The organism is Clostridium perfringens (assembly GCF_016027375.1).
In the GTDB taxonomy this organism is placed as follows: domain Bacteria; phylum Bacillota; class Clostridia; order Clostridiales; family Clostridiaceae; genus Sarcina; species Sarcina perfringens.
Genome location: NZ_CP065681.1, coordinates 789,971 through 808,607, shown reverse-complemented (window position 1 = coordinate 808,607; position 18,637 = coordinate 789,971). Strand labels below are relative to the sequence as shown.

Genomic DNA, 18,637 nt, shown 5'->3' with positions numbered 1-18,637 from the left:
TATCACATTTTTGTAAATTGAGAAAATCAAAGTTATTCTAAAAAAGTTCTTTTTAAACTTTTTTGTAATAATTCCTTCATACTATGAACATATTGTTTTATGATATAATATTAACAGCTTTGAATAATAAAAGAAGGGGTGTTTCAATGCAAGAAAAAGTTAAATTAAATAACGGGCTTTCTAAATTTAAGGAGTCTCTTAATAAAAATGCTTTAATAAGACTAGGTTTTTACATATTTACTCTTATAGCCATAGTTTTAAAAGGAGCACTTTTTTTAGGTTTCTCTTTAAACCAAAACCTTTACACGCTTAATTTTGGTTTAGGGTATAGACAAGCTTCTTATTTTATTAATTATTACATAGCATTTGCAGCAATATTTGTAAGCATATGTTTTTTATTTAAAAACAAAGGTAAATTTTTCTCATTAATAATTGTAGATTTATTTATAACCTTAATTACAGTAATGGATATTTGGTATTTTAGAGGATTCCAAACAGTTCCATCAGTAATGCTATTAAAACAAACTGCTAACTTAGATAATCTTGGAGATAGTATTTTTTCAATGGCTAGTCCATATGACTTACTATTCTTCGTAGACTTTATTATTTTAATAATAGCTTTTATAATTTTTAGAAAAAGCTTTAAAAACTGTAAGTCTAATTGGAAAGGTACTTTAATTGTTTTACTTGTATCAATTTGTTATATAGGCTATGTTCCTTTTAACGTTAATGTATTAAAAAGAGAAAATGTTAAAAATTCATACTTATTTAGTAACTATGATCCAACTAACACAGTAGAATACTTCTCACCAATTGGTTATCATATTTTTGATATATATAATGTTTATAAGAATTCTAAACCTTATAAAATGACAGCTGATGATGAAGCAAAAATAAAAGAATATTATGATTTCAAAAATGAGAATCTTCCTGATAATGAATTTAAGGGAATGTTCAAAGGAAAGAACTTAATAGTAATACAAGTTGAGTCCCTTGAAGACTTTGTTATAAATAAAAAAGTAGATGGACAAGAAATAACTCCAAATATAAATAAGTTATTAAATAATTCAATTTACTTACCTAATATATTTGAACAAGTTAACGAAGGTACAAGCTCTGATTCTGACTTAATGGTTAATACTTCTATGTTACCATTAAGACAAGGAAGTACTTTCTTTAGAAACCCAGCTACAACTTATAACTCATTACCTAATATCTTAGAAAAAGATGGCTATAGCACTATTGCTATCCATTCAGATAAAGGTTCTTTCTGGAACTATGCTCAAGGTTTAAATGGTATAGGTTTTGATAAATTTGTAGATTACTATTCATTTGATCGTGATGAAAATATAGGTCTTGGATTAAGTGACGGAAGCTACTTTAGACAAATTGAACCAATGATTAAAGAATTAAAACAACCATTCTATGCATTTACAGTTACTTTAACAAGCCACGGACCATTTGATTTACCAAAGGAATACCGTGAATTAAAACTTAGCCCTGAACTTGATGACAATGTTTTAGGAGGATATTTCCAAAGCATTCATTATACAGATGCTAAAATAGGAATGTTCATAGAATCGCTTAAAAAAGATGGTCTTTTAGATAACACTGTTATTGCAATAGAAGGTGACCATGCTGGTCCTCATAAATACTATAACAGTAAGATAGAATCCTTATCTAATCCTGAATCTTGGTGGTTAGACAATGGAAATCATACAGTTCCATTAATTATCTATAATCCAAGCATTAAGACACCTGTAAAAGACGATGTTTACGGTGGTCAAATAGATATAATGCCAACTCTTTTATATCTATTAGGCGTAGATAATAATGTATATCAAAATACAGCTTTAGGTAGAAATCTATTAAACACTAAGAGATCTTACGCTGTTTTAACTGATAAAACAATTAAAGGTGAACTTACAGATAAAGAAAAAGAAATAGTAGGAAATGTATTAGATCTATCTGATAAAATGATTAGAGCAGATTATTTTAAAGATAAAATACCTAATGATAATTCTAAAAATAATTAAAAAAAAGAGAGCTGATTTTATATCAGCTCCTTTTTCTTTTCTAGAGACCTAAAACTAAAAAAACAGTAGATAGTTTTGTTTTTTTACACCAAACTATCTACTGTCCTATATTTATACTTTAATAATAAATTATTATATTCTATTCACTTATTTTCTTAGCACCATATACATTTTCAACAGTCTCATCCCAATACTTTACATAATCTCCTACAGCCCATTCAGCCATTACAATCTTTTCATCGTTATTTATATTTATTTCCCCTAATCTTTCTCCAATTCGGCCATCAATAACTTTATATATTGATAACTTATCTTTAGCCAATGTTATGGCTATTTTCCCATTTGGTGCTGTAACAACATCTCTAACATCTCTTCCAAGAGATAAAACCTGACTCCATGGAACTGCCAAAGTATCATAATTCACTAATATAGGAACTGGATTTATATTTATATCAAAAGTTTTAGGGTAATCCATTGAACTTTTTTCGTTTAATATTCCTTCTAAATGCCAATTACCATTTTTCCTTTGAAGAGTTATATTTGAGTATTTATTTTTAGAATAATACTCTCTTCCATCAATATCATACTTTTGAATAGCATTCTTTTCACTTTTATTAAAATTCTCCTCTTGTTCTTTTCCAAATAAATTTACTATATCCATACTCTTATGAGTATCCATAGTATTAATAGGAATTATACTATACTCATTAAAAGTACCTCTAAAATCATCACTTCCAGAATAAGACTCTAATCCTATATAGTCATTTCCTACAAAGGTTATTTCTTCATATATTCCTTCAGTATTTTTCTCACCCTTTATTTCAGTCTTATCATTAGGATCTTTCTTTTTACTTGTAACCTTAAGTTTATTTTCAAATTTACCATTATCTAAAGTTGAACTTAAACTTATATTGGAGAATCCATTTATTCTTGGTAATAAAAGAGAATTATCTAAAACCATTATTGGCTGTAATTCATTATTAATTACAGAAATCCATAAAGTTTTATAAGAAGCTTCCTCAAAATCATCATCTTCTATATGCGCAGGTTCCTTAAGTCCAAGTAAAATTCCTACATCCTTTTGATAGTACTCTGGACTTATAGTATTTTCTCTTTTAGTATTCTTATCGCTATCTGATTTCTCTGATTCACTAATCTCTTCTTTTGTAACAACATTAGAAACTTTTTTTAGTTTAATAAGATTATCAGTTAATAATAAATATGCTTCATCATCATTAATTGAAATAATACTTAAATATGTTTTATTACTATCATATATAGAATTCACATCTATATATTCACTTTTTATTGCATCCTTTATTTCATTTTTTATTGATATATTATCTATTTCTCTAAAGAATACCTCTCTCTCCATTCTCTTTAACTTAAACTTTGGATTAACTATGCTAATTCCATTTGCAACTACGCCATCCTTACTTATATTAACAATATCATCTTTCTCTAAGTGAAAAGCACCACTTACGCTACCTGAATTATTTTCATCACTATCATGTAACTTACTTACTACTTCCCATTCCCCTAATATCTTTATATTATCTGACTCTGGTGGAGTTATTTTAGATATATCAAAAGATTCTTTTTGAGAACATCCCATCATAAAAAAGCTAATAATAGTAAAGAAGACTAAAAAAATTTTCTTCATAAAACACCTCTTTTGATTAATTTAAATCATCCTCAACACTCCTGATTAATTTCTTAGGTAAATATATAACCACTTTCGTTCCCTTACCTAATTCACTATAAATCTCCAAAGTCCCTTCATGCAAAGCTATAATTTCATCACATATTGATAATCCTATTCCATTTTGTGACTTTGAATTTTTACCCTTGTAAAATTTCTCTTTTACTCTAGGCAACTCTTCTTTACTTATTCCACATCCAGTATCAATTATGTTTATATAGATTCCTTCATCAGCATATACAAACTCTATTGTTATCTTTTCATTTTCATGAGTGAATTTAAAAGCATTATCTATTATATTTATAAATACTTGCTTTAATCGGTCCTTATCTCCTACAATTATAAAGTCCTCTGTAATCCCTTTTAGTATAAGTTCTTTATGTTCTCTTTCTGCCCTAGGATTCATATATAACCTTAAGTACTCTATAAATTCTTTTAGGTTTATTTCTTCATATTTCAATTTTATTTTTCCGCTAACAAACTTTGAAAAGTCTAATAGCTCCTCTACCATATTACTTAATCTATCAGCTTCTTTTTCAATTATGTCAAAGCCCATCTTTAAGGTTTCTCTATCTGTAAAATCATTATTTAAAGTTATTGCCCAACCTTTTATTGATGTTAATGGTGTTCTAAGTTCATGAGAAACTGAAGAAATAAATTCATTTTTTAATATTTCCCTATTTTCAATTTCCTCTGCCATTATATTAAGACTATCAGCTAACTTTTCAATTTCATCATTAGTAACAATCTTATTTCTTACTTTTAAATTTCCCTTAGCCATTTGTTCAGAAACTTTTATTAATTCTGTAATTGGATTTACTATACTATTAGCTAAGAAGTAACTTAAAATTATACCAATAGCTAAAACTGTTAATCCTATTACTAAAAATACTAAAAAGAAATTTAATATAAAATTATCCACATTTCTAAGTGAACTTATATATCTAATAACTCCTACAATTTCATTTGAAGAATTTCTAAGTGGTGCTGAAATTGCCATTACTTTACCAGTATAATCTGGTACAGTCCCCACCCACTTTGCTGTATCTCCTTCTAAGGCTCTTTTTACATCTACAGGAGTATTATACTCTTTAGGCTCTAAACCTATAGAATCCATTATTAACTGCCCTTTTAAGTTATAAATTTGAACTTGAGCATCTGTTTGCTTCCAAAATATATCTACATCTTCATAAACATTTTCTTCTAGACTAACATTTGATAAATATCTTTTATAAAAATCTACAGATATATTAATTTGACTTAATAATATTTCCTCTGTATTTTGATAATAATATCTAGAAATAAAAATCAAAAACATGGCTGAAACTATAATAATAGTTGATAATAAAAGAACTAAAAAGTTTTTCATTAGCCTAGTCTTTATACTCTTCATAAAATATGCACCTATCTTTCACCTATATATACTAAAAACTTAAAATATAAGCTTTAATATTCACTCTATACTTTATATCTCTTTATAAAATTCCTATGAATACTGTAATATATAGATTTATCCTTTCCATCTAAATCCTATTCTAATCATAATGTTTTAGGATTTTCACAAAAACAGATTTATCTCTTCCACCTATATCCTGTTCCCCATACAGTTTCTATGTATTTAGGTTTTGAAGAGTTTTCTTCTATTTTAGATCTTAATCTCCTTATATTAACATCAACTATCTTTGGATCTCCAAAAAAGTCTATTCCCCATACTAAATTCAACAATTCATCTCTAGTAAAGGCCTTTCCTGGGTTTTGCATGAATATTTTCATTAGTAAAAACTCTTTAGGTGTTACATCTATTTCTACATTTTCTTTATATAAACTTTGAGAATATAAATCTAATTTAAAATTATCTACTTCTATACAATCACTATTATTTTCTTCATTTATTCCTTCTAACCTTCTTATTAATGCTTTTACTCTTAAAGTTATCTCTAGTGGATTAAATGGTTTTAAAACATAATCATCTGCTCCAAACTGAAGCCCCATGATTTTATCCATATCTTCACCTTTAGCAGTTAACATTATTATTCCCATTCTAGGAAAACTTTCTCTTAACTTTTGACATACTTCAAACCCATTCATGCCAGGTAACATAACATCAAGTATTGCTATATCTGGCTTTTCTATTAAAGCCTTTCTTACTCCTTCCTCTCCACTTTCACATTCTATAACTTGAAAGTTTTCTCTTTGAAAATTTATTCTTAAAAAGCCTCTTATACTTTCTTCATCTTCTACTAATAAAATCTTCATCTCTATTCTTCAACTCCTTATATATACTTTTTAAATTTAAATATATTAAATTCTTTAATTACATTAATTATGTAATAATATTGCGTTGTTCCTTTTTAATTATACCAATACAACTAAAGTTTTTTGTTAATAAAAAAAGATATTATTTTATCCTTTCTTAATTATATACAATATCACACTTTCTTTAATTACAAATAGCTTACACTAAAAATACTAAATTAAATAAAATTTTCTTTAAATACAAAAAAAGCTATAAATTAATATAACTATTAATTCATAACTTAAATAATCTATTTTAAATCAAATTTTTGCAAAAAAAAATGGCTCCTCGGAGAGGACTCGAACCTCCAACCTATCGGTTAACAGCCGAGTGCTCCACCATTGAGCTACCGAGGAACATTTTATTGAAAGATTTTGTTCTTTCAAAATTGCACATAATTAATACTATATTTGGTCAAGCCCTCGATCTATTAGTATCGGTCAGCTGAACATGTTACCATGCTTACACCCCCGACCTATCAACCTTGTGTTCTTCAAGGGATCTTACTAGCTTACGCTATGGGAAATCTCATCTTGAGGTTGGCTTCACGCTTAGATGCTTTCAGCGTTTATCCATTCCCGACTTAGCTACCCAGCTGTGCTCCTGGCGGAACAACTGGTACACCAGAGGTCAGTCCATCCCGGTCCTCTCGTACTAAGGACAGCTCCTCTCAAATTTCCTACGCCCGCGACGGATAGGGACCGAACTGTCTCACGACGTTCTGAACCCAGCTCGCGTGCCGCTTTAATGGGCGAACAGCCCAACCCTTGGGACCTACTTCAGCCCCAGGATGCGACGAGCCGACATCGAGGTGCCAAACCTCCCCGTCGATGTGGACTCTTGGGGGAGATCAGCCTGTTATCCCCGAGGTAGCTTTTATCCGTTGAGCGATGGCCCTCCCACGAGGTACCACCGGATCACTAAGCCCGACTTTCGTCCCTGCTCCACTTGTGGGTGTCGCAGTCAGGCTCCCTTCTGCCTTTGCACTCTTCGAACGATTTCCGACCGTTCTGAGGGAACCTTTGGGCGCCTCCGTTACTTTTTAGGAGGCGACCGCCCCAGTCAAACTGCCCACCTAACAATGTCCTGTGACCAGATTCATGGCCGCCAGTTAGAATTTCAGTACTGTCAGGGTGGTATCCCAAGGTCGACTCCACCAAGGCTGACGCCCTGGTTTCCTAGTCTCCCACCTATCCTGTACAGACAATACCAAAACTCAATGCTAAGCTACAGTAAAGCTCTACGGGGTCTTTCCGTCCAATCGCGGGTAGCGAGCATCTTCACTCGCACTACAACTTCGCCGGATTTACAGTTGAGACAGTGCCCAAGTCATTACGCCATTCGTGCGGGTCAGAACTTACCTGACAAGGAATTTCGCTACCTTAGGACCGTTATAGTTACGGCCGCCGTTTACTGGGGCTTAAGTTCACACCTTCGCTTGCGCTAAGTGTTCCCCTTAACCTTCCAGCACCGGGCAGGCGTCAGCCCCTATACATCAGCTTACGCTTTAGCAGAGACCTGTGTTTTTGCTAAACAGTTGCTTGGGCCTATTCTCTGCGGCCTACTCTCGTAGGCACCCCTTCTCGCGAACTTACGGGGTCAATTTGCCGAGTTCCTTAACTGTAATTCTTCCGCCGGCCTTAGGATTCTCTCCTCACCTACCTGTGTCGGTTTGCGGTACGGGCACTACTTCTCTCTCTAGACGCTTTTCTTGGCAGCGTGGAATCATGTACTTCAGTTCCGTAGAACCTTCCCCATCACGCCTCAGCATTATGAGAGCGGATTTGCCTACTCTCACTGCCTAAACGCTTAGACTAGCATCCAATAGCTAGCACACACTATCCTCCTGCGTCACGCCATCGATAATAACGATGGTAGTGGTACTGGAATATCAACCAGTTGTCCATCACCTACGCCTTTCGGCCTCGGCTTAGGTCCCGACTAACCCTCAGCGGACGAACCTTCCTGAGGAAACCTTAGGTTTTCGGCCTGTGGGATTCTCACCCACATCTCGCTACTGATGCCAACATTCTCACTCGTAACCAGTCCACCGCTCCTTACGGTACGACTTCAGCCCGGTTACGACGCTCTCCTACCGCTTGAACTAAGTTCAAGCCCGTAGCTTCGGTGGTAAGTTTAGCCCCGTTACATTTTCGGCGCAAGATCTCTCGACTAGTGAGCTATTACGCACTCTTTTAATGAATGGCTGCTTCTAAGCCAACATCCTAGTTGTCTTAGAAATCTCACATCCTTTCCCACTTAACTTACACTTTGGGACCTTAGCTGACGATCTGGGCTGTTTCCCTTTTGACCACGGATCTTATCATTCGTAGTCTGACTGCCGAGCTCAAAGTATGTGGCATTCGGAGTTTGATAAGGTTCGGTAAGCGCTATGCCCCCTAGCCCATTCAGTGCTCTACCTCCACTACTCATACTCGACGCTAGCCCTAAAGCTATTTCGGAGAGAACCAGCTATCTCCGGGTTCGATTGGAATTTCTCCGCTATCCACAGCTCATCCCATGCTTTTTCAACAGCAACGTGGTTCGGTCCTCCACGAGGTTTTACCCTCGCTTCAACCTGGCCATGGATAGGTCACCCGGTTTCGGGTCTACGGCATGCAACTAGTCGCCCTATTCAGACTCGGTTTCCCTTCGGCTCCGTACCTTAAGTACTTAACCTTGCTACATACCGTAACTCGTTGGCTCGTTCTACAAAAAGCACCTCATCACCCTCATAAGGGGCTCTGAGCGGTTGTAGGCACACGGTTTCAGGTTCTATTTCACTCCCCTCCCGGGGTTCTTTTCACCTTTCCCTCACGGTACTGCTTCACTATCGGTCATCAGGTAGTATTTAGCCTTGGGAGGTGGTCCTCCCTGCTTCCCACAAGGTTTCACGTGTCTCGTGGTACTCTGGATCAGAACTGATTGATTTCCCGTTTCATCTACAGGACTATTACCTTCTACGGTGGAACTTTCCAGTTCTCTTCGATTACGTCCTACCAATCGTTATGTTCTGTCCACAACCCCGGAAACAAGTTTCCGGTTTGGGCTCTTTCCCTTTCGCTCGCCGCTACTAAGAAAATCGATTTTTCTTTCTCTTCCTCCAGGTACTTAGATGTTTCAGTTCCCTGGGTTACCTTCATTAAGTTATGTATTCACTTAATGATACATGGGGTTTCCCATGTGAGTTTCCTCATTCGGAGATCTTCGGATCTCAGGCTATGTGCGCCTACCCGAAGCTTATCGCAGCTTATCACGTCCTTCATCGGCTCCTGATGCCAAGGCATTCACCATGCGCCCTTTGTAGCTTGACCTATATTAGTTATAGTTCTCATTTTACAAAGAATAGAAATTGGTTTTGCCAATTTGGCTTGTTGTTTCTATATTAATTTATGTGCAATTTTCAAAGAACAATGGTGGGTCTAAATGGACTCGAACCATCGACCTCACGCTTATCAGGCGTGCGCTCTAACCACCTGAGCTATAGACCCACATATGGTGGAGGTAAGGAGATTCGAACTCCTGACCCCCTGCGTGCAAGGCAGGTGCTCTCCCAACTGAGCTATACCCCCATATTTAATCGTTGCTCTCACAACGCATATTATTTTATCAAGAAACTTTTTCGTTGTCAATACTTTTTTGTAGTATTTTGTCGAATTTAGTCTCTCAAAATTAAACAGAGATATTATCCAGAATTCATTGTCATCTTAGTTGTCCTAAGATGTATTCCTTAGAAAGGAGGTGATCCAGCCGCAGGTTCTCCTACGGCTACCTTGTTACGACTTCACCCCAATCGCTGACCCTACCTTCGGCCGCTGCCTCCTTGCGGTTAGCTCACGGACTTCGGGTATTGCCAACTCTCATGGTGTGACGGGCGGTGTGTACAAGACCCGGGAACGTATTCACCGCGACATTCTGATTCGCGATTACTAGTAACTCCAGCTTCATGTAGGCGAGTTTCAGCCTACAATCCGAACTGAGACTGGTTTTTAAGTTTGGCTCCACCTCGCGGTATTGCATCTCTCTGTACCAGCCATTGTAGCACGTGTGTAGCCCTACACATAAGGGGCATGATGATTTGACGTCATCCCCACCTTCCTCCTGGTTAACCCAGGCAGTCTCGCTAGAGTCCTCAACTTAATGGTAGTAACTAACGACAAGGGTTGCGCTCGTTGCGGGACTTAACCCAACATCTCACGACACGAGCTGACGACAACCATGCACCACCTGTCACCTTGTCCCCGAAGGGATTTCCTCGATTAAGAGTAATGCAAGGGATGTCAAGTGTAGGTAAGGTTCTTCGCGTTGCTTCGAATTAAACCACATGCTCCGCTACTTGTGCGGGTCCCCGTCAATTCCTTTGAGTTTTAATCTTGCGACCGTACTCCCCAGGCGGAATACTTAATGCGTTAGCGGCGGCACGGAGGTGTTGAAACCCCCACACCTAGTATTCATCGTTTACGGCGTGGACTACCAGGGTATCTAATCCTGTTTGCTCCCCACGCTTTCGAGCCTCAGCGTCAGTTACAGTCCAGAGAGTCGCCTTCGCCACTGGTGTTCTTCCTAATCTCTACGCATTTCACCGCTACACTAGGAATTCCACTCTCCTCTCCTGCACTCTAGATAACCAGTTTGGAATGCAGCACCCAAGTTGAGCCCGGGTATTTCACATCCCACTTAATCATCCGCCTACGCTCCCTTTACGCCCAGTAAATCCGGATAACGCTCGCCACCTACGTATTACCGCGGCTGCTGGCACGTAGTTAGCCGTGGCTTCCTCCTTGGGTACCGTCATTATCTTCCCCAAAGACAGAGCTTTACGATCCGAAAACCTTCATCACTCACGCGGCGTTGCTGCATCAGGGTTTCCCCCATTGTGCAATATTCCCCACTGCTGCCTCCCGTAGGAGTCTGGGCCGTGTCTCAGTCCCAATGTGGCCGATCACCCTCTCAGGTCGGCTACGCATCGTCGCCTTGGTAGGCCGTTACCCCACCAACTAGCTAATGCGCCGCGGGTCCATCTCATAGCGGATTGCTCCTTTGGTTGAATGATGATGCCATCTTTCAACATTATGCGGTATTAATCTTCCTTTCGGAAGGCTATTCCACTCTATGAGGCAGGTTACCCACGTGTTACTCACCCGTCCGCCGCTAATCCGTTCCCCGAAGGAAACTTCATCGCTCGACTTGCATGTGTTAAGCACGCCGCCAGCGTTCATCCTGAGCCAGGATCAAACTCTCAATTTAAAAGTTTAATCTATACTCATATTACTTATAAAAGAATTGCTGGTTTATGTTAATATCTTCTGTTTAATTTTCAAAGACCATTGTCATCTTGTAGTGCGTTTCTTGTTTGTTCTTGATGACGATATTTATGATATCACAATTATAACTTCCTTTTAATATAATCATTTCCATTTAACATAATTATTTTTATTTTTCTTCTAATTTCATACTTTTTCTCTCTTTTTTATCTATAGATACACTTGGTTCAGTTGAAGATTCTAAAATGTATTTTTTTATATTTTAAAGTCGAATAACAACTTAAAATCAATTATTTAGATATTATTTCTTATAGATTTCATTTAAATTCTACTAATTAAAACATAGCTTAAAATAGAAAAAGTATTAAAGAATCCTATTATTAAAATAAGTTTCTTTAATACTTTTATCTTTTAAAATAATAAATGCCTTTTACTGATAAATTATTATTTATTTTTTTCTTTATTATTTAGCAAAATTGAATATTATACCTACTATGGCTGAGGCAATAATATAAAAAATTGGTGACTTTTTATATTTTCTTATAAAAAAGAATAAAATTCCTGCTAATATTAAAGCTTTAATTGATAATATATCTGTAATATTATGTGTTTCTGCATATTTATTTAAAGTTAATATTGATATTTTTACTATTTCAAAGCCTGCCGCAAGTAAAAGACCTGTTGATGCTGGTCTTAATCCATAAAAACAATCAGCCACTCTTTTATTTTCTTTAAATTTTGCTAAGACTCTCGCTACAATTAAAATTATAATTATTGAAGGTACTATAATACCTATGGTTGAGGTAATGGCACCTAAAACTCCATAGGTTGCATAACCAACATAAGTTGCCATATTGATTCCCATAGCACCTGGTACTGATTGAGATATTGCAATCATGTTTGCAAGATCAGTATGAGTAAACCAATGTGTTTTATCTGAAATATTATATAGAAATGGTATAGTAGCAGCTCCACCGCCTACGGCAAAAAGACCAACTTTAAAAAATTCTAAAAATAATCTAATTAGTATCATTCTTTTTACCTCCAATTGATCTTAATACTATTCCTGCTATTCCTGCTATTATTACATATAAAACAGGAGATATATCTGTAAATATAGAAAATCCAGCTACTAATACAAAAATAATACATGTTTTAATATCAATTACTGATGTCTTAATTAAATTTATTGCTGTATTTAAAATTAATACTGCTACACATACACGAATCCCAGCAAAGGCATTCTTAACTATTGGAAGATCTGAAAAGTTTCCAATAAATGTAGCAATTATTGTTATCATTATTAATGATGGAGTAACAAAACCAAGGGTTGCTAGTATTCCTCCTAGATTTCCTTTTCTTTTATGACCTATAAATGTGGCTGTATTTACTGCAATTACTCCTGGGGTACACTGACCAATTGCATAGTAATCCATTAACTCTTCATTAGTAATCCAATTTCTTTTTTCAATTATTTCTTTTTGTAATATTGGAAATAAAGCATATCCCCCTCCAAAATTCATAAATCCTAATTTTATAAAAAGAAAATATAAATTAATTAATTCTTTCATATATAAAGCTCCTTTCTATTGTCTAAATATTTAAAGATTATAATATGTATAAAAATTTTTCATTATAATTAATTAATATGTATAAGGCTTTGTGTAATATATAAAAAAACAAAAACTTCAGAGATTCTTATAAAATAAACTCCAAATATTAATAATGTTTATTAAAATGGCTTACTTATATAATATAACACTCCATCCACCTAAAAAAACATTTGAAAATATATTTGTAATTATATAAATTATCATCTCATTTATCACACTATAAATTATATTATTTCCACTATTATTAATAATCTATTTTAAAAATTAGAATTATCTTATTTTAACAAAAGGCTTAAATTTTATTAATTAATAAATTTGTTAACTTTTTTGTAAACAAAAAATATATAATTTAATTAATTTTAAAAATATAATAGGAGTGATTAAAGTGAAAAAGTTACTTGTACCAGTTTTAGTTATTATAATTTTTGCATTGCTATTTGTAGGATGTACAAATTCTTCTAATTCATCAAGTGATTCTTCTGTAGAAATAATAAATAGTAATCAGCAAAATTCTAATTCCAATAATAATAACAGTTCTAATAATGACACTAAAAAATCTGACTCTAACAATGCTTCACATAAAGATAACAAAGATAACAATGTTTCCAATAATAAAAATACTAATAAAAAATTAGATAATAAAGCCGAAAAATTATTAAAAGATATTAAAGAAAAGGCTGTAAAAGGTGAAATTATTGACTATGATTTTAAACTAGGTGATTCAATATATGATGTAATTGACAAATTAGGAAAACCTTCTAGTGAAAATTATGTTGCTGAAGCTAAAGGAAATTACTTTAATTTTGATTCCTATAATTTATCATTTGGATGTAATAAGGGTGATCAAATCTTTGAAATTAGATCTTTAAATAAGGATTTAAAAAGCTTAGATTTAAATAATGTAGAAAACTTTTTTGGGAAGCCTGATTATACTGTTACAACTAAATCAAAAGAAAAAATTATTGGATATAAAATAACAAAAGATTTTAAAATACTATTTGTATTCAATACTAGTACATATAAATTAGACCATTATTCTGTTCTATATCCAAGTATAACTCATAATTCTATGGCAGGAGACAATGGCAGAGAGTGGTAAGATAATTACCCTTAAAGAAAAAGAGGTTACATACAATCTAATAATAAAACTTAAAAACATATTTTCATACTTACTTTCTATAAGTTTTATTAAAAATTATTGTATGCATCCTCTTTTATTTTTTCTTGCTACTTTATTACTATAATATTTTTATAATCTTAATTACTACACACTCTTATTATTAATTCTGATCTATGGTACTTTTTATAGGAAAATATTAAACTGGTTTTCTTTCTATATATAAATTCTAACCTATGCACCTTTCATAAATTTAAATTCTTATTTAACTAATATCTTTAAACTATAGAATTTATTATAAAGTTTTTAATCATTATTTCATGTTCTTTAATAATTCAGTTAAGAATCTATAGCATCTTCCAACAGATTCTATTTTAAAATGCTCATTTGCTGTATGCACATCAAATATATCTGGACCAAAACTTATCATTTCTACCTCTTGTCCCATCTTTTCTTTAAAGATTCCACACTCAAGACCTGCATGTAAAGCTGTTATTTGAGGCTCACTTCCAAATAAATCACTGTAAGTTTTAATGCTTAAATCTTTTATTTTTGATTCTGCTTCATATTCCCACTCTGGATAATCTCCATCTTTAGTCATATTAGCTCCTATAACTTTACAAAGAGCCTCTACTCTATTTGTAATTTCTATCTTTTTACTCTTAACTGCACTTCTTATATCAATAATAAATTTAATTTTATCCTCTACCATTTCTACTATTCCAAGATTTAAACTGCTTTCAACTAATCCATTTATCTCTTGACTCATAGATTGTAATCCATCTGGAACTAAAACTAAAAATCTAGTTACATCCTCTGTAACCTTTTTAGTTAATTGTTTTTCCACTCCTTCAATACTTTTAACAGAAAGATTAACATCTGGCTCTCCAATTCTGTATTCTGCCTTTAAATCTTTTTCTAAGGCAGTACAAATTTCTTTAACCTTTTCTACCTGTTCTTTCTTAACTGCAATTATGCTTTGACAATATTGTGGTATTGCATTATGTTTTGATCCACCCTTAATTGATGCAATGTTAAAGTCAACTTCTTTGCTTAAAGCATATAAGATTCTTCCCATTAACTTATTAGCATTTCCTCTTTGTTTATGGATTTCCATTCCTGAGTGTCCACCCTTAAAACCTGAAATCTCTAATTTTAAAGCTTCTCCATTAAACTCTTCAAATTCAGCATTTATTTCTGGATAAACCATTATTCCTCCAGCACAGCCTGCAATAAATACTCCTTCTTCTTCAGCATCTATATTTAATAAAACCTTTCCTTTTAAAAGTGAAGTATCTAAAGCAGTAGCTCCCCCCATAACTGTTTCTTCCTCTGTAGTTGCTACAAACTCTATTGCTGGATGCTCTATATTATTAGAATCTAAGATAGCTAATCCATAGGCTAAGGAAATACCATCATCTGCTCCTAAAGTAGTATCTGTAGCATAAACAAATTTATCATCAATAATTCTTAATTTTAAAGGATCTTTTTTAAAATCGTGATTACTACTCTTTAATTTTTCACATACCATATCCATATGCCCTTGAATTATAACTCCTGGTACAGTTTCATACCCCTTAGTAGCAGGCTTTTTAATTATTACATTTAGTGCCTCATCCTGAATAACTTCAAGATTTCTCTCCTTTGCAAACTTAACAAGATAATCACTAAGTTCTTTTTCATTTCCAGAATCATGTGGTATTCTTGTTAAATCTTCAAAAAATCTAAATACACTTTTAGGCTCTAGGTTTTCTAATACTCTCATTTTACTTCCTCCTCTAGCTAAACACTTAATAATCACTTTAAACTTTATAATTACTAATTTACTTTTATCTATATTGTAAATCTTATATATTACCTATAATTTTATAATATCATTTAATTAATTATTTTCAAAAATTAACCTAAAAAAATAAGGGTTACAAAATCATTGTAACCCTTAAAATTGGTGCACCTAGCAAGATTCGAACTCGCGACCTGTGGATTCGAAGTCCAACGCTCTATCCAGCTGAGCTATAGATGCTTATATTTTTAAAAATAAAAAAAAGATAACCGATTCGGTTATCTTTTGAATGGAGCGGGTACCGGGAATCGAACCCGGGTATCCAGCTTGGAAGGCTGGTGTTCTACCATTGAACTACACCCGCATATGGAGCGGAAGACGGGACTCGAACCCGCAACTTTCACCTTGGCAAGGTGACACTCTACCATTGAGTCACTCCCGCATTGAATGCTTGTTTAAATTTAATGGTGCAGATGAAGGGAGTCGAACCCCCACGCCGTAGGCGCTAGATCCTAAGTCTAGTGCGTCTGCCAATTCCGCCACATCTGCAAATTAAATTTGGTGATCTGCCAGGGAATCGAACCCTGGACACCGTGATTAAAAGTCACGTGCTCTACCGACTGAGCTAGCAAATCAAGTTTTTGGCTGGGATAGCAGGATTCGAACCTGCGAATGACGGAGTCAAAGTCCGTTGCCTTACCGCTTGGCGATATCCCAAAATATGGGGTGAGCGACGAGACTCGAACTCGCGACACCCAGAGCCACAATCTGGTGCTCTACCAACTGAACTACGCCCACCATATGGTGTACCTTAAGGGATTCGAACCCCTGACCCACGGCTTAGAAGGCCGTTGCTCTATCCAGCTGAGCTAAAGATACACATTAATAAATTTTGAAATGATTTTAAACATTTATGGAGCGGGTACCGGGAATCGAACCCGGGTATCCAGCTTGGAAGGCTGGTGTTCTACCATTGAACTACACCCGCACAATGGTCGGGGTGACAGGGATCGAACCTGCGACCTCATGGTCCCAAACCACGCGCGCTCCCATCTGCGCCACACCCCGAAGTGTGGTGTACCTTAAGGGATTCGAACCCCTGACCCACGGCTTAGAAGGCCGTTGCTCTATCCAGCTGAGCTAAAGATACACATCAAACAATTATTATTTTAAATGTTTTTTAATGTTTTGTCAAGTGTTTTTACTTAACATTTTAAACATTTTGTGGAGCGGGTACCGGGAATCGAACCCGGGTATCCAGCTTGGAAGGCTGGTGTTCTACCATTGAACTACACCCGCATATTGGAGCGGAAGACGGGACTCGAACCCGCAACTTTCACCTTGGCAAGGTGACACTCTACCATTGAGTCACTCCCGCATTGAATGCTTAAAATTAAATTTAATTGGTGCAGATGAAGGGAGTCGAACCCCCACGCCGTAGGCGCTAGATCCTAAGTCTAGTGCGTCTGCCAATTCCGCCACATCTGCAAATTAAATTTGGTGATCTGCCAGGGAATCGAACCCTGGACACCGTGATTAAAAGTCACGTGCTCTACCGACTGAGCTAGCAAATCATGATAATAAATTTTGTTTTGGTGATCTGCCAGGGAATCGAACCCTGGACACCGTGATTAAAAGTCACGTGCTCTACCGACTGAGCTAGCAAATCACATTTTGGCTGGGATAGCAGGATTCGAACCTGCGAATGACGGAGTCAAAGTCCGTTGCCTTACCGCTTGGCGATATCCCAATATGGGGTGAGCGACGAGACTCGAACTCGCGACACCCAGAGCCACAATCTGGTGCTCTACCAACTGAACTACGCCCACCATATGGTGTACCTTAAGGGATTCGAACCCCTGACCCACGGCTTAGAAGGCCGTTGCTCTATCCAGCTGAGCTAAAGATACACATTGAAAACAAAATTTATTTTAATTAGTTTTAAATGTTTTGTCAAGCACTTTTTTGCTTAACTTTTGAAACATTTTGTGGAGCGGGTACCGGGAATCGAACCCGGGTATCCAGCTTGGAAGGCTGGTGTTCTACCATTGAACTACACCCGCATAATGGTCGGGGTGACAGGGATCGAACCTGCGACCTCATGGTCCCAAACCACGCGCGCTCCCATCTGCGCCACACCCCGAAGGCTTTGTTTCACCGCCGCTCTCTCGCGACGACAATAGTTATTCTACAGTATAGTTATTATTATGTCAACACTTTTTTTAAAGTTTTTTTAGAAAAATTTATCGAACCCTCTGAAACCCTGATAAAATCTATGTTTTCTTTTTAAAAAAAGTGCTAATACATAGGCTTTTTTTATGTATTAGCACTTATTTTTTAATTTAATTCTAATTAAATAGAAAAAAAGCTTACTTCTACATTTTCAGAATCTACATTCATAAAAGCTATACTTGCTTCTCCATCTTTAGGTATTGATGGACTACCAGGATTTATTATCCACATATTTCCCTCTTTTAAGGCTACTTTTCTATGAGTATGACCAAAAATCACTCCATCTACTCCTAATTCAAGTCCTCTATAGTAAATTTTATCCAATCCATATTTAACTGTATATTTATGTCCATGAGTTATTAGAAATTTTTTGCCTTCAATTTCAATAACTTGCTCAACTTGCCCATTTCTTTCATAGTCACAGTTTCCTACAACAGAATATACCTTTCCCTTAAAACCTTCACTTAATAACTTAACATCATTTATATTATCTCCTAAATGTATAAGAACATATGAATCATTTAGTAAAGTTTTTATATATTCAATAACATGAGTAACTCCATGTGTATCACTGACTATAGCTACTTTCATTTC

Annotated in this window: 9 protein-coding genes, 24 tRNA genes and 2 rRNA genes; 2 read left to right on the top strand and 33 right to left on the bottom strand. The window is 35.0% G+C overall.

The annotated features are described in order from the left end of the window. Positions 1-146 precede the first annotated feature (146 nt). A complete protein-coding gene (locus I6G60_RS04120) occupies positions 147-2,036 on the top strand; it encodes an LTA synthase family protein (RefSeq protein WP_011591082.1) in 1,890 nt (629 codons plus the stop codon). 139 nt (positions 2,037-2,175) lie between these two features. Here I6G60_RS04120 and I6G60_RS04115 read toward each other — a convergent pair whose 3' ends face one another. The 10 genes from I6G60_RS04115 to I6G60_RS04070 form a co-directional block, all read right to left on the bottom strand. Next, complete coding sequence (locus I6G60_RS04115; RefSeq protein WP_003457345.1) at positions 2,176-3,699, bottom strand: hypothetical protein; 1,524 nt, start codon at positions 3,697-3,699, stop codon at positions 2,176-2,178. A 16-nt stretch (positions 3,700-3,715) separates the two neighbouring features. After that, the gene (locus I6G60_RS04110; RefSeq protein WP_003452521.1) at positions 3,716-5,131 is read right to left on the bottom strand and encodes a sensor histidine kinase; all 1,416 of its coding nucleotides are present in this window, start codon (positions 5,129-5,131) and stop codon (positions 3,716-3,718) included. A 179-nt stretch (positions 5,132-5,310) separates the two neighbouring features. Next, positions 5,311-5,994, bottom strand: a complete 684-nt coding sequence (locus I6G60_RS04105; protein ID WP_003452499.1) for a response regulator transcription factor — start codon at positions 5,992-5,994, stop codon at positions 5,311-5,313. A 321-nt stretch (positions 5,995-6,315) separates the two neighbouring features. Continuing rightward, positions 6,316-6,390, bottom strand: a tRNA-Asn gene (locus I6G60_RS04100). 54 nt (positions 6,391-6,444) lie between these two features. Continuing rightward, positions 6,445-9,348: ribosomal RNA gene (locus I6G60_RS04095) — 23S ribosomal RNA — on the bottom strand. A 100-nt stretch (positions 9,349-9,448) separates the two neighbouring features. Then, a tRNA-Ile gene (locus I6G60_RS04090) sits at positions 9,449-9,525 on the bottom strand. Positions 9,526-9,530: 5 nt separating this feature from the next. Further along, positions 9,531-9,606: transfer RNA gene (locus I6G60_RS04085), tRNA-Ala, on the bottom strand. Positions 9,607-9,768: 162 nt separating this feature from the next. Further along, a 16S ribosomal RNA gene (locus tag I6G60_RS04080) occupies positions 9,769-11,281 on the bottom strand. The 16S and 23S rRNA genes sit together here with 3 tRNA genes alongside, the layout of an rRNA operon. A gap of 480 nt (positions 11,282-11,761) precedes the next feature. Next, positions 11,762-12,331, bottom strand: a complete 570-nt coding sequence (locus tag I6G60_RS04075) for a chromate transporter (RefSeq protein ID WP_003476466.1) — start codon at positions 12,329-12,331, stop codon at positions 11,762-11,764. Then, entirely contained in the window at positions 12,318-12,869 is a 552-nt protein-coding gene (locus I6G60_RS04070; protein ID WP_003462654.1) for a chromate transporter, read from the bottom strand. Before I6G60_RS04070 ends, I6G60_RS04075 begins: the two co-directional genes overlap by 14 nt. Positions 12,870-13,296: 427 nt before the next feature. Between I6G60_RS04070 and I6G60_RS04065 the strand changes: the two genes are divergently transcribed. Further along, the gene (locus I6G60_RS04065; RefSeq protein ID WP_011591084.1) at positions 13,297-14,010 is read left to right on the top strand and encodes a YjgB family protein; all 714 of its coding nucleotides are present in this window, start codon (positions 13,297-13,299) and stop codon (positions 14,008-14,010) included. Positions 14,011-14,341: 331 nt separating this feature from the next. Here the strand turns inward: I6G60_RS04065 and I6G60_RS04060 are convergent, their stop codons facing one another. From I6G60_RS04060 to I6G60_RS03950, 23 genes are all read right to left on the bottom strand, one after another. Continuing rightward, entirely contained in the window at positions 14,342-15,793 is a 1,452-nt protein-coding gene (locus tag I6G60_RS04060) for an aminoacyl-histidine dipeptidase (protein WP_011591085.1), read from the bottom strand. A 181-nt stretch (positions 15,794-15,974) separates the two neighbouring features. Further along, positions 15,975-16,051: transfer RNA gene (locus tag I6G60_RS04055), tRNA-Arg, on the bottom strand. A 50-nt stretch (positions 16,052-16,101) separates the two neighbouring features. After that, positions 16,102-16,175, bottom strand: a tRNA-Gly gene (locus I6G60_RS04050). Between the two features lie 3 nt (positions 16,176-16,178). Next, positions 16,179-16,253, bottom strand: a tRNA-Gly gene (locus I6G60_RS04045). 23 nt (positions 16,254-16,276) lie between these two features. Then, a tRNA-Leu gene (locus I6G60_RS04040) sits at positions 16,277-16,360 on the bottom strand. Between the two features lie 10 nt (positions 16,361-16,370). Beyond that, positions 16,371-16,446, bottom strand: a tRNA-Lys gene (locus I6G60_RS04035). A 7-nt stretch (positions 16,447-16,453) separates the two neighbouring features. Next, positions 16,454-16,528, bottom strand: a tRNA-Gln gene (locus tag I6G60_RS04030). Between the two features lie 5 nt (positions 16,529-16,533). Continuing rightward, positions 16,534-16,609 (bottom strand) — tRNA-His (locus I6G60_RS04025). Between the two features lie 4 nt (positions 16,610-16,613). Further along, positions 16,614-16,690: transfer RNA gene (locus I6G60_RS04020), tRNA-Arg, on the bottom strand. A 35-nt stretch (positions 16,691-16,725) separates the two neighbouring features. After that, a tRNA-Gly gene (locus I6G60_RS04015) sits at positions 16,726-16,799 on the bottom strand. 4 nt (positions 16,800-16,803) lie between these two features. Then, positions 16,804-16,879: transfer RNA gene (locus tag I6G60_RS04010), tRNA-Pro, on the bottom strand. 5 nt (positions 16,880-16,884) lie between these two features. After that, positions 16,885-16,961, bottom strand: a tRNA-Arg gene (locus I6G60_RS04005). Positions 16,962-17,036: 75 nt separating this feature from the next. Next, positions 17,037-17,110, bottom strand: a tRNA-Gly gene (locus I6G60_RS04000). Between the two features lie 4 nt (positions 17,111-17,114). Continuing rightward, a tRNA-Gly gene (locus I6G60_RS03995) sits at positions 17,115-17,189 on the bottom strand. Between the two features lie 26 nt (positions 17,190-17,215). Next, positions 17,216-17,299: transfer RNA gene (locus I6G60_RS03990), tRNA-Leu, on the bottom strand. Positions 17,300-17,309: 10 nt separating this feature from the next. Further along, a tRNA-Lys gene (locus I6G60_RS03985) sits at positions 17,310-17,385 on the bottom strand. 19 nt (positions 17,386-17,404) lie between these two features. Beyond that, positions 17,405-17,480 (bottom strand) — tRNA-Lys (locus I6G60_RS03980). 6 nt (positions 17,481-17,486) lie between these two features. Further along, positions 17,487-17,561, bottom strand: a tRNA-Gln gene (locus I6G60_RS03975). Positions 17,562-17,564: 3 nt separating this feature from the next. After that, positions 17,565-17,640 (bottom strand) — tRNA-His (locus tag I6G60_RS03970). A 4-nt stretch (positions 17,641-17,644) separates the two neighbouring features. Then, a tRNA-Arg gene (locus tag I6G60_RS03965) sits at positions 17,645-17,721 on the bottom strand. A 79-nt stretch (positions 17,722-17,800) separates the two neighbouring features. Beyond that, positions 17,801-17,874, bottom strand: a tRNA-Gly gene (locus I6G60_RS03960). Positions 17,875-17,878: 4 nt separating this feature from the next. After that, positions 17,879-17,954: transfer RNA gene (locus tag I6G60_RS03955), tRNA-Pro, on the bottom strand. 209 nt (positions 17,955-18,163) lie between these two features. Continuing rightward, positions 18,164-18,634: a metallophosphoesterase gene (locus tag I6G60_RS03950; protein ID WP_011591086.1), complete on the bottom strand. Its 471-nt coding sequence runs from the start codon at positions 18,632-18,634 to the stop codon at positions 18,164-18,166. Positions 18,635-18,637 lie beyond the last annotated feature (3 nt).

What these genes read in the sequence shown, in the direction of transcription:
- I6G60_RS04110 (WP_003452521.1), bottom strand. Translation starts at nt 5,131, where the DNA reads ATGAAGAGTATAAAGACTAGGCTAATGAAAAACTTTTTAGTTCTTTTA.
- I6G60_RS04075 (WP_003476466.1), bottom strand. Translation starts at nt 12,331, where the DNA reads ATGATACTAATTAGATTATTTTTAGAATTTTTTAAAGTTGGTCTTTTT.
- I6G60_RS04115 (WP_003457345.1), bottom strand. Translation starts at nt 3,699, where the DNA reads ATGAAGAAAATTTTTTTAGTCTTCTTTACTATTATTAGCTTTTTTATG.
- I6G60_RS04120 (WP_011591082.1), top strand. Translation starts at nt 147, where the DNA reads ATGCAAGAAAAAGTTAAATTAAATAACGGGCTTTCTAAATTTAAGGAG.
- I6G60_RS04105 (WP_003452499.1), bottom strand. Translation starts at nt 5,994, where the DNA reads ATGAAGATTTTATTAGTAGAAGATGAAGAAAGTATAAGAGGCTTTTTA.
- I6G60_RS04070 (WP_003462654.1), bottom strand. Translation starts at nt 12,869, where the DNA reads ATGAAAGAATTAATTAATTTATATTTTCTTTTTATAAAATTAGGATTT.
- I6G60_RS03950 (WP_011591086.1), bottom strand. Translation starts at nt 18,634, where the DNA reads ATGAAAGTAGCTATAGTCAGTGATACACATGGAGTTACTCATGTTATT.
- I6G60_RS04060 (WP_011591085.1), bottom strand. Translation starts at nt 15,793, where the DNA reads ATGAGAGTATTAGAAAACCTAGAGCCTAAAAGTGTATTTAGATTTTTT.